General features: G+C 73.3%; 9 protein-coding genes and 1 tRNA gene. 2 read left to right on the forward strand and 8 right to left on the reverse strand.

Annotation, left to right across the window (positions count from 1 at the left end; genetic code table 11):
• Nucleotides 1-4 precede the first annotated feature (4 nt).
• Genes ACFLFB_RS15665 through ACFLFB_RS15685 form a run of 5 tightly spaced genes read right to left on the reverse strand, consistent with a single transcriptional unit; the run spans nucleotide 5 to nucleotide 4367 of the window.
• Entirely contained in the window at nucleotides 5-1141 is a 1137-nt protein-coding gene (locus ACFLFB_RS15665; RefSeq protein WP_392543099.1) for an XdhC family protein, read from the reverse strand.
• Nucleotides 1134-2261 carry a VWA domain-containing protein gene (locus ACFLFB_RS15670; RefSeq protein WP_392543100.1) on the reverse strand — a complete coding sequence of 376 codons (1128 nt, stop codon included), beginning with the start codon at nucleotides 2259-2261 and terminating at the stop codon, nucleotides 1134-1136. Before ACFLFB_RS15670 ends, ACFLFB_RS15665 begins: the two co-directional genes overlap by 8 nt.
• Nucleotides 2258-3148 (reverse strand): AAA family ATPase, encoded by an 891-nt coding sequence (locus ACFLFB_RS15675; protein WP_392543101.1) that lies wholly within the window; start codon nucleotides 3146-3148, stop codon nucleotides 2258-2260. Before ACFLFB_RS15675 ends, ACFLFB_RS15670 begins: the two co-directional genes overlap by 4 nt.
• A gap of 56 nt (nucleotides 3149-3204) precedes the next feature.
• A complete protein-coding gene (locus ACFLFB_RS15680) occupies nucleotides 3205-3783 on the reverse strand; it encodes an NTP transferase domain-containing protein (RefSeq protein ID WP_392543102.1) in 579 nt (192 codons plus the stop codon).
• Nucleotides 3780-4367, reverse strand: a complete 588-nt coding sequence (locus ACFLFB_RS15685; protein ID WP_392543103.1) for a TetR/AcrR family transcriptional regulator — start codon at nucleotides 4365-4367, stop codon at nucleotides 3780-3782. The genes ACFLFB_RS15680 and ACFLFB_RS15685 overlap by 4 nt, the downstream gene beginning before the upstream one ends.
• A gap of 93 nt (nucleotides 4368-4460) precedes the next feature.
• Between ACFLFB_RS15685 and ACFLFB_RS15690 the strand changes: the two genes are divergently transcribed.
• The gene (locus tag ACFLFB_RS15690; protein ID WP_392543104.1) at nucleotides 4461-5129 is read left to right on the forward strand and encodes an NADPH-dependent F420 reductase; all 669 of its coding nucleotides are present in this window, start codon (nucleotides 4461-4463) and stop codon (nucleotides 5127-5129) included.
• 75 nt (nucleotides 5130-5204) lie between these two features.
• On the opposite strand, the gene ACFLFB_RS15695 is transcribed toward ACFLFB_RS15690, so the two are convergent.
• From ACFLFB_RS15695 to ACFLFB_RS15705, 3 genes are all read right to left on the reverse strand, one after another.
• Nucleotides 5205-10712: a carboxyl transferase domain-containing protein gene (locus ACFLFB_RS15695; RefSeq protein WP_392543105.1), complete on the reverse strand. Its 5508-nt coding sequence runs from the start codon at nucleotides 10710-10712 to the stop codon at nucleotides 5205-5207.
• A 341-nt stretch (nucleotides 10713-11053) separates the two neighbouring features.
• A complete protein-coding gene (locus ACFLFB_RS15700; RefSeq protein WP_392543106.1) occupies nucleotides 11054-12247 on the reverse strand; it encodes an AI-2E family transporter in 1194 nt (397 codons plus the stop codon).
• Nucleotides 12248-12494: 247 nt separating this feature from the next.
• Nucleotides 12495-12575, reverse strand: a tRNA-Tyr gene (locus tag ACFLFB_RS15705).
• Between the two features lie 60 nt (nucleotides 12576-12635).
• Between ACFLFB_RS15705 and ACFLFB_RS15710 the strand changes: the two genes are divergently transcribed.
• Nucleotides 12636-13130: a YajQ family cyclic di-GMP-binding protein gene (locus ACFLFB_RS15710; protein ID WP_392543107.1), complete on the forward strand. Its 495-nt coding sequence runs from the start codon at nucleotides 12636-12638 to the stop codon at nucleotides 13128-13130.
• Nucleotides 13131-13171 lie beyond the last annotated feature (41 nt).

Consider the following 13171-nt stretch of genomic DNA (forward strand, 5'->3'; position numbering starts at 1 on the left):
GGCCTCAGCTGCTGCCGTGGTGGATCGGGCCGACGACCTCCTGGAGTCGCTGGCCGCCCCCGCCCCACCGCAGCGCGACGATCTCGGCGGCGATGGAGACCGCCGTCTCCTCCGGCGTGCGGGCGCCCAGGTCGAGGCCGATCGGGCTCGAGAGCCGGGCCAGCTCGGCGTCGGTGAGGCCGGCCTCGCGCAGCCGCTCGACCCGGTCGTCGTGGGTGCGCCGCGAGCCCATCGCGCCGACGTACGCGACCTCGGGCAGCCGCAGCGCGGCCTCGAGGACGGGCACGTCGAACTTGGGGTCGTGGGTGAGGACGCACACGACGGTGCGGCCGTCGATGCGCCCGGCGTCCGCCTCGCCCTCGAGGTACTTGTGCGGCCACTCGACGACGACCTCGTCGGCCGCGGGGAACCGGCTGGCCGTCGCGAACACCGGGCGCGCGTCGCACACCGTGACGCGGTAGCCGAGGAAGGTCCCGACGTGCGCGACGGCGGCGGCGAAGTCGATGGCGCCGAAGACGAGCATCCGCGGGCGCGGCGCGTAGGCCGAGACGAAGACCCGCATCCCTTCGCCGCGCCGCTCGCCGTCGGGGCCGTAGGTGAGGGTCTCGGTGCGGCCGACGTCGAGCAGGCCGCGGGCGTCGTCGGTGACGGCGCCGTCGGCGCGGGGGCTGCCGAGGCTGCCGGCGTCGGGGGCGTCGACACCCTCGGGGCGCACGACGAGCCGGCGCCCCAGCCACGCGGGGTCCGGGTGCTCGATGACGGTGGCGACCGCCACGGGTCGGCCGGCCTCGACGTCGTCGGCGACGGCGCCGAGCTCGGGGAAGGTCTCCTGCGAGACGGTCTCGACGAAGACGTCGAGGATGCCGCCGCACGTCAGGCCGACGGCGAACGCGTCGTCGTCGGAGACGCCGTAGCGCTGGAGCACCGGGTGCCCGGAGGACACGACCTCCTGGCCCAGCTCGTAGACCGCGCCCTCGACGCAGCCGCCGGAGACCGAGCCGACGGCCTCGCCCCCGGGGCCCACGAGCATCGAGGCACCGGCCGGGCGCGGTGCCGACCGGAAGGTCGCGACCACGGTGCCGACGCCGACGCTCTCGCCGGCCCGCCACCACTGCATCAGCTCGGGCAGGACGTCACGCACGGGCGACCACCTCCGTCAGCTCCTCGAACGCCGCCATCGAGTGCCCCGCGACGAAGTGGTCGACGTGGGGCAGGACCGCCATGATGCCTCGCTGCACCGGTTCGTAGCCCGGCCGCCCCCGGTGCGGGTTCACCCAGACCACCCGGTGGGCCACCGCGCGCAGCCGCCGGACCTGCTCGCCGAGAGCCTCGGGCTCGTCGCGCTCCCACCCGTCGCTGAAGACGACGACGACGGCACCGCGCGCCATCCCGCGGCGGCCCCAGCGGTCGAGGAAGACCTTGACGCCCTCGGCCAGGCGGGTGCCGCCGGACCAGTCGGGGATGACCGCGCCGGCCGCCACGATGGCGCGGTCGGGGTCGCGCTCGTGAAGCGGGCGGGTCACGTGGGTGAGGCGGGTGCCGAGCGTGAACACCTCGGTCGGCACCCCGGAGGCGCAGTAGGCGTGGGCCAGGCGGACGAGGGCGTCGGCGTAGGCGCTCATCGACCCGGAGACGTCGACGAGGAGGACGACGCGGCGCGGCCTCGTGGTGCGGCGGCGCCAGCTGATCTCGCCGGGCTCCCCCATCCGGCGCAGCATCGATCGCAGGGTGCGGCGGGCGTCGACGGCACCGCGGTGCGCCTGCGCGTGGCGGTGGGCGCGGCGCCGGGGGGCGGTCGGGCGCAGCGCCGCGAACATCCGGGCGAGCGCCTCACGGTCGCGCCGGTCGAGGGAGGCGACGTCGCGGTGGCGGAGGACCTCGGTGGGGCTGGCCTGCGCGTGGACGGCGTCGGGGTCCTCGACGCCTTCGCCGACCCGGTCGTCGGAGGCGGTGAGGCCCGCCTGGGTGACGACCGTGGGCAGGGGCGCGCCGTCCTTGGTCCCGGCGCGGGTGCCGCTGAACCACGCGGAGTAGACGTGGTCGTAGCGCTCGAGGTCGGCCGGGGACGCGCACAGGGTGGCCCGACCGGCGAAGTACACCGCCGGCTGGTCGTCGAGCCCGACGGCGGCCACGGCCTCGAGGTAGGTGCGCTCGCGGTCGGCCGTGACGGCGAGCCCGGCGGCACGCAGGGCGCGGGCGAAGCCGAGGAGGATCTCCTCGGGCGGGTGGAGCAGGTCGAGCTCCTCGAGCGCGGCGCTCATCGGCTGAGCATGGTGTCCAGCGCCTTCCTCACCCGCTCGGCGTCCTCGCGGTACTTCACGGCGACCCCGAGGGTGGCGGCGGCGGTCTCGGTGTCGAGCTCGCGGGTGCCGAGCTCGTGCAGGGCGCGGGCCCAGTCGAGGGTCTCGGCGACGCCCGGGGGCTTGACGAGCTCGCGGTCGGCGCGGATGCCGTGGACGAGGCGGACGACCTGGTCGGCGAGCGCCGCGGGGACCTCGGGCGCGCGGCTGCGCAGGATGGCGAGCTCGCGCTCGATCCCCGGGTGCTCGAGCCAGTGGTAGAGGCAGCGGCGCTTGAGGGCGTCGTGCAGCTCGCGGGTGCGGTTGCTCGTGAGGACCACGACGGGCGGCACCGCCGCGGCGATGGTGCCGAGCTCGGGGATGGTCACCTGCCAGGTCGACAGGACCTCGAGGAGGAAGGCCTCGAACTCGTCGTCGGCGCGGTCGACCTCGTCGACGAGGAGGACGGCGGGGGCGTCGCGGATGGCGCGCAGCACCGGGCGGGCGAGGAGGAAGCGCTCGTCGAACAGGCCCTCCTCCACCTCGCGGACGTCGCGGGCGGCGCCGTCGACCGCCTCGAGCGCGCGCACGTGGAGGATCTGGCGGGGGAAGTCCCAGTCGTAGAGGGCCTGGGTGGCGTCGATGCCCTCGTAGCACTGGAGCCGGATGAGCGGCAGGTCCATCGCCTCGGCGAGCGCCTCGGCCAGGGCGGTCTTGCCGGTGCCCGGCTCACCCTCGAGGAGCAGCGGCCGCGCGAGGCGCAGGCCCAGCCACGCGACGGTCGCGAGGGAGTCGTCGACGAGGTAGCCGGTCTCCCCCAGCGCGCTCGTGAGCTCGGGCGTCGTCGCGAACGTCGTCCTCGGGTCCATGGCGCCAGCATCCCTGACGACGGGGCGATCCGGTAGCGAAGGGGCCTCGTTCGACGTCAGGCGAGGTCTGCGGGGGTGTCGACGTCGCGGCCGGTGGCGAGGTCGCCGCACTCGACGAGGACGTGGGGGGTGGTGCGCAGGTGGTCGCGGGCGCCGCGGTCGCCGTGGGCCACGGTGCGCACGGCGGCCCAGTGGTCGCGGCCGAGGAGGACGGGGTGGCCGGGGACGCCGTCGTAGGCGCCGCGGGCCAGCGAGGCCGGTCCGTCGGCGGCGGTGAGGACGCGCGCCATCACCTCGGCGGTGACGTCCGGGAGGTCGACGAGCGTGACGAGGGCGAGGTCGGCTGCGGTGGGTGCGGACTCGAGGTGGGCCAGGCCGGCGCGCAACGACGCGCCCATCCCCTCGTCCCAGTCGGAGGCGAGCACGACCTCGGCGCCGGTGGACCTCGCCAGGGGCTCGACGTCCTCGGCCGCGGCACCCACGACCACGACCACGTCGGCACAGCCCGCGGCCCGGATGCGGCCGACGGCGACCTCGAGCAGGGTCGGGCCGTCCGGGTCGGTACGGACGAGGGCCTTGGGCCCACCCATCCGCCGCCCGGCCCCCGCGGCGAGGACGAGGCCGACGGTGGTCATCCCGTCACCGTGGTCGGGGCCGCGCCCAGGGCCGCGTCGACGAGGACCCGGGCCGAGGCCGCAGCGCGGGTCGCGGCCTCGGGGTCGCCGTCGAGGGCGCCGCTCGCGAGCCCGCCGTCGAGCAGGAGGGTCAGGGAGCGGGCCAGCCCGCGCGGGTCGGGCGCGCCCGCCTCGGCGGCGACGGCCGTGACCCAGCGCAGGACCTCGGCCTTGTGGGCGACGGTGCGGTCGTGCACCGGGGTCCCCGGCACCGACTCGGCCGCCGCGTTGATGAAGGCGCACCCCCGGTAGCCGTCGCGCCGGCAGGCGGTGCCGAGGGCGTCGAAGAGCCCGACCAGCTGGTCGGCCGGTCGTGGGCCGGCCGCCTCGGCCGCGGCGTGCAGCTGGCCGCTCCACACGCCGTCGACCCGCTCGAGGTAGGCCAGGGCGAGGTCGTCCTTGGCGGGGAAGTGCTTGTAGAACGTCGCCTTGGCCACCCCGGACTCGGCGATGATCAGGTCGACGCCGACCGCGCGCAGGCCCCGCGCGTAGAACAGGCGGAAGGCCGTGTCGAGGATGCGGTCGCGCGCGCTCGCTGGGGGCATGGGGTTGATGGTAGACAGATCTGTCTGCTAGCGTCCATTTCTGAGATAGACAGACCTGTCTACCCCCAGTCGCGCACCCTCGGAGGACCTCCCATGACCATCGCAGTCCTCGGCACCGGCACGGTCGGGCGCACCATCGCCACCCGCCTCCTCGAGCTCGGCCACGACGTCGTCGTCGGCACGCGCGAGCCCGCCGCGACCCTGGCCCGCAGCGAGGGGGACGGCGAGTCCTTCGGCGACTGGCTCGCCGACCACCCGGGGGCGTCGGTCGAGACGTTCGCGCAGGCCGCCGCTGCGGCCGACCTCGTCGTCAACGCCACCTCGGGCGGCGCCGCGCTGGAGGTCCTTGCCCTCGCCGGTGCCGACAACCTCGCCGGCAAGCCGCTCCTCGACATCTCCAACCCGCTGGACTTCTCGGCGGGCTTCCCTCCCACCCTCTTCGTCAAGGACACCGACTCCCTGGGCGAGCAGGTGCAGCGCGCCTTCCCCGAGGCACGGGTCGTCAAGTCGCTCAACACCCTCACCGCCGACCTGATGGTCCACCCCGAGTCTCTGGGAGCGAGCAGCACGGTGTTCGTCTCCGGCGATGACGCCGACGCCAAGGCGGCCGTCACCGACCTGCTGCGATCCTTCGGCCACGACGACGTCATCGACCTCGGCGGCATCGAGACCGCTCGCGGCACCGAGATGATCCTGCCGGTGTGGCTTCGCCTCATGGGTGCCCTGGGCACCGCCCAGTTCAACCTCAAGGTCGTGCGCTGACCGACCCCTTGCCGTGAGTGCGGAAGTGGTTGCCGGAGCAGCCACTTCCGCACTCACGGGCAGTGAGGGGGTCGCTCAGGCGGACGACGCCTCGATGGTGGCGATGATGCGCGGGCGCAGCTCGTGGGCCTGGATGACGGCGTCGACCGACCCGACCTCGACGGCCCGGTGGATGTTGTGCACGGCGTCGAACTCCGCGGCCACCTTCCCGAGCATCTCCGTGCGCACCGCCGTGCGGACCGTGGCGAGCTCGGTGGCGAGCTGGGCCCGCTCGGCCCCGCTGGTCTCGGCGAGCCGCGACTGGAGGGAGGCGACGCGCTCGTCGCTCGCCGTGCGGGCGTCGACGTCACGGGCGAAGACGACCGCAGCCGCGGGAGCCCCGCCCAGGACCGAGGCGAACGAGCCCTCGATGGCGAGGGTCGTCATCCGCGGGTTGAGCGCCTTGGAGAACACGACGAACGCCCCACCGTGGTACCGGGACACGACGACGAAGACGATGGGCCCGTCGAAGTTGACGACCGCCCGGCCGATCTCGGCGCCGTACTCGAGCTGCAGGGCGCGCATCGAGTCGGGCGAGCCGTCGAAGCCGGAGAGGTTGGCGAGGACGACGAGCGGGCGGTTGCCGCTGGCCGCGTTGATGGCGCGCGCCGCCTTCTTCGAGGAGCGCGGGAAGAGCGTTCCGGCGGTGTAGACGTCCGGGCCGTCGGTGGGCGGCACGCCGCGGCGCGCCACGTTCTTCGACTCGATCCCCAACAGGCACACCGGGATCCCGCCGACACGGGCGTCGAACACGACGGCCGTCTCGGCGTCGGCCATGCCGGCCCAGCGCTCGAGGGTGTCGTGGTCCTGGTCGGCGACGGCCTTCATCAGGGTGCGGATGTCGAACGGCTTCTTGCGGTCGGGGTTGGTGGCCGACGAGAAGATGTCGCCGACCGTGGTGAAGTCGCTGCCCGCCAGGCTGTGCGGGAAGGTCGTGACGTCACGGTCGTGCGGGTCGTCGGTGGCGGCGCGGCGCGGGCCGGCCTCGCCCGGGGCGACCCAGGTGTTCTCGTAGTGCTGCAGCAGGATCCCATAGGCGTCGACGAGGTCCTTGGCCCAGTACTGCGCCTGGCCGTTGGGGCCCATGACGCGGTCGTAGCCGCCGATGCCGAAGTTGTCCTCGGCCGAGACGCCGCCGGAGAAGTCGAGCGACTGCTTGCCGGTGAGGACCATCGCCGAGTCGGGGGTCATGACGAGGATGCCCTTGGTGTGCATGAGCATCGTCGCCTCGGCGTTCCAGTACGGCTGCGCCCCGACGTTGATGCCCGCGACGACGATGTTGACCTCGCCGCCGGCCTGGGTGAACTCGATGATCCGCTTGAGCGCCTTGGCGACCCAGTCCATGTTCTCGGTGCCCGAGTCCATCGAGATGCGCGCACCGGCGGACAGCGCGAACCACTCGACCGGCAGGCCCCGCTCCTCGGCGAGGTCGAGGGCCGCGATGACACGGGCGCACTCGTCCTCCGCGACGGAGCCGAGCGCCCGCAGGGGGTCGCCGCAGAGCAGCACGCGGGTGACGCCCTCGGGGTGCAGGTCGGTGGGCGTGGTGACGACGCCGCAGATGATGCCGGCGGTGTTCTGCCCGTAGGGGCGGTCGACCGGGACGAGCCGGCCGCTCTCGTCGAGGTCGTGCTCGACCACCGACCCGCCGGAGCCGGCCACCATCGACACGAGCTCGTAGGGGTAGACGAGACCACGGCGTCGGGCGCGGACGACCTTCTCGGCGTAGTCGTCGAGCGGGGCGACCCTGGTCGTCGGCGGCTGGTCGACCGTGAAGGTGACGCCCGACCCCGGCTGGTAGGAGAAGCGGGCGCAGATCGGCACGGTGTGGCCGTTCTCGCCGGCGATCTCGCCCTGGACACGGACCTCCTCGATGCCGGCACCGGCCGTCATCGGGGCGACCTTGCCCTGCAGCGCGGTCAGCTGGTCGAGGTCGGCCTCCACCGGCGGCCAGATGTGCAGCCACACGTGGTTGGTGTCGAGGCGGGTGCCCCCACCGGCCGTCGCGCTGGCCCGGCGGACCGCCTCGAGGCAGTTGGCCAGGGCGCGCTCGACGTGCGGCAGCGCGGTGACCTTGCCGGCCTCGTCGCGCACGACGACGAGCTGGCGGACCTGCGCGAGCGCGACGAGGCGCTGGTCGCGGGGGTTCTCGCGCGCCACGGCGTGGAGGAGGAGGACGTCCTCGGGGGCGTCGAGGCGGGTGAGGTCGAAGTCGCGCAGCCGCCAGAGGTTGAGTCGGCGGCCGACCATCGGGTGGATGTCGCGGACCGGCCGGTCCTCCTCGAGCGTGCCGTCGGGCTGCGGCCGGAAGGTGAAGTACCCGACCTCGCGGTCGTCGTCGGGGACCACGCCGACGGCGACCCGACGCACCTGGGCAGCGAAGGGCAGCGCGGCGAGGCGGGCGCCGAGGGTGGCGGAGGCCTCGTCGGGGTCGGTGGGCTGGTCGCCCCAGTGGAGGTAGAGGTCGACCACTGCGTCAGAGCCCGCGGGCCGGTCGGCGACGAGGTCGGCCAGGAGGCGCGACAGCTCACCGTCGGGGGACAGCTCGTCGACGGTGCCGACGGTGCTCACGAGGTGCGAGACGTGGTCGTCGAGCGTGTAGTCGGCGACCGCGACGGCGCGGTCGGCCACCGTGGACTCGCGCAGGTCGTGCAGGGCGTGCTCGCGGTAGTGCCGCTTGATGAGCACGGCGAGCATCGGCTCGCGAGAAGGGGTTCCGCGCCGCAGTCGCTCACCGAGGAAGCGGACGATCCGCTCGGGGATGGCGGCGAGGGCGTCGATGCGCGCAGTGCGGTCCGGGCCGTCGGGCAGGGCGTCGATGTCGTCGAGCTCGCCCCCGACGGAGCCGAGGACCGACTCGCGGTCGGCGTCGACGAGGGGCTGGTCGAACCAGCGGAAGCGCACGCTGCGGGCGAGGTCGCCGACGATGGGGAAGCGCAGCTGGGTCGCCGACACGAGGCGGTCGAGGAGCTCGCGGGCGGCGGCGTCATCGGGCGCCGACGGCGCCGGCTCGGTGAGCCAGCGCTGGAGGATCGAGGTCGCGAGGCCGACCTCGGGCGCGGACCGCTGCTGGGCGAGGAAGACGCGGAAGACCGCGCGCTCGAGCGCCGGGGTGCGGTCGAGCCCGTCGACGCCGTAGTGCGACAGCACGCGCTCGAGGCGACCGGTGAAGTCGGCGGGCAGGCCACCACGCTCGGGGTCGAGGGTCTGCAGGTAGGTGTGGAAGTGCTCGCGCGGGCTGTGGACCCGGTTCTCCACGTGGGCTTCCTGGCCGACGGGCCGGTTGCGGCTCAGCTCGGCGAAGTCGGCGAAGCAGGCGAGCAGCGCCATCTCGTCGCCGACCGGCGAGGCGCCCGAGGAGGCCAGCTCGTCGCGGGCCGCGAGGTAGCGCGCCACCGTGCGGCTCTCGTGGGCGGGGTCGAGGTCGAAGCCCAGGAGCATCGCCGACAGGTCGGCCCGCCCACGGCTCGCCCGCTGCGCGGCGTCGCCGCCCTCGATGTCGCCGGGGAGGTCGAGCTCGACGGCGTCACCGGCGACCTCGGCCGCGGCCTCGGCACCACCGGTGGGCTCGAGGCGCACGAGGGCCGCCCCGGTCTCGACCTGGCTTCCGGTGGAGACGAGGAGCTCCTTGACGCGGGCGGCGAACGGCGCCGGGAGGACGGTCTCCATCTTCATCGACTCGAGGACGAGGACCGGGGCGCCGGCGGCGACCTCGTCGCCGACCTTCAGCGGGGTCGCGACCACCAGGGCCGGTGCGGGAGAACGCAGCACGCCACCCTCGTCACGGCTGACCCGGTGAGTGACACCGTCGACCTCGACGAGCTGGACCGTCCCGTGGGAGGCCGTGACGAGCCGGTGCATCCGACCGCCCACCCGGACCCGGCTGGCGTAGGGCCCGCCGCGCTCGAGGTCGGCGTCGACCGTGTGGGTGTCACCAGTGGGGTCGGCGACGGAGACGCGGAACCGCGACGGGCCGGTGCGGAAGACGGTGACCTTGTAGGCGGTGCCGCGCAGCTTGAGGTCGACCGCGCGGCCGACGTCGTGCTGCACCTGCGGGCGGCCACCACGCGCGGTCTCGAGGAGCCGGGTGCGCTCGATCTGCTCGGCCTCCTCGTACGCCTCGATCCCGGCGACGACGAGGGCGACCCCGCTGTGCTCGGCGGCGACGAGACGCCCCTCGGACCGGACGCGGTCGATCCAGCCGGTGTCGGCGGAGCCGTCGATGACCTCGGGCTGCTCGAGGAGGTCGAGGATGAACGACTTGTTCGTGGACCCACCCTCGATGACGACGGTCGTCTCGCGCATGGCGCGGCGCAGGCGGGCCAGGGCCTCGTCGCGGTCGCGGCCCGACGCGATGATCTTGGCGATCATCGAGTCGAAGTCGGCGGGGATCGAGTCACCCTCCGCCACACCGGTGTCGACGCGGATGCCAGGGCCGGCGGGCAGCTCGAGGTGGGCGATGCGCCCGGGTGCCGGGGCGAAGTCGCGGTCGGGGTCCTCGGCGTTGAGGCGGGCCTCGACGGCGTGGCCGACCTCGTTCGGGCGCTCGCCCTCGAGGCGTCCGCCGGAGGCGACGTGGATCTGGAGGCGGACGAGGTCGGTGCCGGTGACGACCTCGGTGATGGGGTGCTCGACCTGGAGCCGGGTGTTGACCTCGAGGAACGCGAAGAACCGCTCGCCCGGGTGGTAGAGGAACTCGACCGTGCCCGCGCCGGAGTACCCGACGGCGACGGCGAGGCGCTCGGCCGACTCCTTGAGCTCGGCGGCCTGCGCGGCGTCGAGGACCGGGGACGCCGACTCCTCGATGACCTTCTGGTTGCGCCGCTGAACCGAGCAGTCGCGCACACCGATGGCCCAGGCGGTGCCCTGGCCGTCGGCGATGACCTGCACCTCGACGTGGCGGGCACCGGTGACGAGCTTCTCGAGGAAGACGATGCCCGAGCCGAAGGCCCGCTGCGCCTCGTCGCGGGTGCGCTCGTAGGCGTCGGCGAGCTCGGCGTCGGAGGTGACCTTGCGGATGCCGCGGCCCCCACCGCCGGCGGTGGCCTTGAGCATCAGGGGGTAGCCGATCTGCGCGGCTGCCGCCGTGGCGTCCTCGAGGGTGTCGACGCCCCCGCGGCTCCACGGCGCGACCGGCACGCCGACCTCCTCGGCGATCAGCTTGGAGCCGATCTTGTCGCCGAGCTTGCGCATCGCCTCGGCGCTCGGCCCGATGAAGGTGACCCCGATCCGCTCGCACAGCTCGGCGAAGGTCGGGTCCTCGGCGACGAAGCCCCAGCCGACCCAGGCGGCGTCGGCCCCGGTCTCGAGGAGGGCCTTCTCCAGCACCGCGTGGTCGAGGTACGGCCGGGCCGACGCGGGACCCAGGTCGTACGCGATGTCGGACTCGCGGACGAACATCGCCGACCGCTCGGCCTCCGTGTGCAGCGCCACCACCTCGATGCGGTGGCCGCGTGGACCGGCCTGGGCGTTGAGGTCGCGCACGGCGTGGACGAGCCGCATGGCCGCCTCACCACGGTTGACGATGGCGATCCGCGTGAACATCCGTGGTCCTCCAGGGGTCGGCTGCGGGGTCGTCTCGCGGCGGGTCTGACCCGCCGCGTCCCGAGCCTGTCACCATCACGCGGTGACGCGCGAGTAATGAACCGTTGGGCGCGTCAGTCGGGAACTCGCGCGTCACGAGGGGACGCACTCGTCATGAACCGTTGGGCGCGTCAGTCGGGAACTCGCGCGTCACGAGGGGACGCACTCGTCATGAACCGTTGGGCGCGTCAGTCGGGAACTCGCGCGTCACGAGGGGACGCACTCGTCATGAACCGTTGGGCGCGTCAGTCGGGAACTCGCGCGTCACGAGGGGACGCACTCGTCATGAACCGTTGGGCGCGTCAGTCGCGCGGCGCCGCCTCCTCGCCCGCAGCCGCGCGGGCCTCGTCGTGCGGTGACGCGTCGTGCTGCTCGGAGCGCTTGTCGACGCGCGGCTCGACGAGCGCGGCGACCTTCGCCTCGGTGTCCGGGGCGATCTCGTAGCGCCGCTGGTAGATCTCGAGCATCGCCATGATCGCGGCGGCGACCGGCACGCCCATCAGGGCTCCGGACAGGCCGAAGAGCTGCGCCCCGAGCAGCGCGGAGGCGAACGAGACGGCCGGGTGGACGTCGACCGCCTTGGCCGAGATCCGCGGCTCGAGGGTGAGGTTCTCGACCTGCTGGTACGCGATGCCGTAGACGAGCACCCACAGCCCGAGGAGCGGGTTGCCCGACGTCAGGCCGACGAGGACCGGCAGGGCGATCGAGACGTAGGTGCCGACGTTGGGGATGAACTGGGCGACGAGGCCGGTCCACAGCGCGAGGGGCAGCCAGTAGGGCAGGTCGAGGGCGAAGAACGCGACACCGCTCGCCAGGGCGTTGATGGAGGCGAGCACCACCCGCGCCGCGATGTAGCCACCGACCTTGACCCGGGTGAGGTCCCAGGCCGTGAGGAACGGCACCTGGTAGCGCGGCGGCACCCGGCGGGCGATCCACAGCCGCAGCGTCGGCATCCCCACCGACATGTAGAAGACGAAGAACGCCACGACGAACAGGCCGAACACGGTGGACAGCACCGCGGTGAGGAAGCCGAGCACGCCGAACGCCACGGTCTGCGCGTACCCGGTGAGGTCGGTGGGGTCCAGGCCGGTCGACTCGAGGAGGTTGTCGAACGTGTACTGCGACCCGGTCGTGCGGTTGACCTGGTTGAGGACCTCGGTGGCGATGTCGGGCGCGGCCTCGACGAGCTGGACGAGCTGGTCGACGAGCAGGCTGCCGAACGCCCAGAGGAAGCCGACGACGGCGAGCAGGAGCGTGCCCATGACGGTCGCGGTGGCGGCGGCGCGCGGCATCCACTTCGACAGGCGCGCCACCGCCGGCTCCATCGCGAGCGCGGCGAACCAGCTCATGATCACGTAGAAGACCGTCTGGCTGCCCATCGACAGGACGAACCAAAGGGCGGCGACGACCGCGAGGACACCCACCACGGTCCAGACCCGACGACGGTCGGACCGGCCCGGGACGACCGCGACGGAGGGGCTGCTGCTGGGCTCCATGGACGGAGCCTAGGCGCCGGTCCGTCGGGCGTCCGGGACCCACGGCGGTCGAGGTGAAACCCGACCGCCTCCGGGTCGGACATCACCTCGACCGGCGGGCGCTCCCGGCGGTTCGAGGTGAAACAGGACCCTCTCGGGGTGGTTCTTCACCTCGAACCAGAGCGCGCGACCCCGCCACCGGAGCCCCCACCGACGACGACGGGCCCCGGTGCGGCTCTCGCCGTCTCGGGGCCCGTCGTGACACGGGTGGCAGGTGAAGGATTCGAACCTTCGAAGCTTTCGCGACGGATTTACAGTCCGTTCCCATTGGCCGCTCGGGCAACCTGCCTGGTGCGCATGGAAGGATAGCAAGCCGGACCCGACAGACTTAAATCGACCAGGAGGACCCGTGGCGGACAGCAGTTTCGACATCGTCAGCAAGTTCGACAAACAGGAGATCGCCAACGCCGTCAACGCCGCCGCGAAGGAGATTGCCAACCGCTACGACTTCAAGAACGTCGGCGCCAGGGTCGAGCTCGCCGGCGAGGTCATCAAGATGGAGGCGAGCACCGAGGAGCGATGCAAGGCCGTCCTCGACGTCGTCCAGACCTGGCTGGTCAAGCGCGGCGTCTCCCTCAAGCACCTCGACGTCCCCGAGGCCGGCCCGCGCCTGTCGGGCAAGGAGTACAAGCTCGACGCCCCCCTCAAGGAGGGCATCTCCTCGGAGAACGCCAAGAAGATCACCAAGATCATCCGCGACGAGGCGCCCAAGACGGTCAAGACCCAGATCCAGGGCGACGAGGTCCGGGTCACGAGCAAGTCGCGCGACGACCTCCAGCTGGTGCAGCGCCTCCTCAAGGACGCCGACCTCGAGGTCGCGCTGAGCTACACCAACTACCGCTGAGGCCGTCCGGGCCGGCGCCGGTCCACCCCGACACCGCTCCC

It is taken from the genome of Oryzobacter telluris, assembly GCF_043099285.1.
Lineage (GTDB): Bacteria > Actinomycetota > Actinomycetes > Actinomycetales > Dermatophilaceae > Oryzobacter > Oryzobacter telluris.

Excerpts from the sequence above, each read along its gene's own strand:
- ACFLFB_RS15680 (WP_392543102.1), bottom strand. The coding sequence starts at position 3,783 with ATGACCACCGTCGGCCTCGTCCTCGCCGCGGGGGCCGGGCGGCGGATG.
- ACFLFB_RS15685 (WP_392543103.1), bottom strand. The coding sequence starts at position 4,367 with ATGCCCCCAGCGAGCGCGCGCGACCGCATCCTCGACACGGCCTTCCGC.
- ACFLFB_RS15700 (WP_392543106.1), bottom strand. The coding sequence starts at position 12,247 with ATGGAGCCCAGCAGCAGCCCCTCCGTCGCGGTCGTCCCGGGCCGGTCC.
- ACFLFB_RS15670 (WP_392543100.1), bottom strand. The coding sequence starts at position 2,261 with ATGAGCGCCGCGCTCGAGGAGCTCGACCTGCTCCACCCGCCCGAGGAG.
- ACFLFB_RS15695 (WP_392543105.1), bottom strand. The coding sequence starts at position 10,712 with ATGTTCACGCGGATCGCCATCGTCAACCGTGGTGAGGCGGCCATGCGG.
- ACFLFB_RS15675 (WP_392543101.1), bottom strand. The coding sequence starts at position 3,148 with ATGGACCCGAGGACGACGTTCGCGACGACGCCCGAGCTCACGAGCGCG.
- ACFLFB_RS15690 (WP_392543104.1), top strand. The coding sequence starts at position 4,461 with ATGACCATCGCAGTCCTCGGCACCGGCACGGTCGGGCGCACCATCGCC.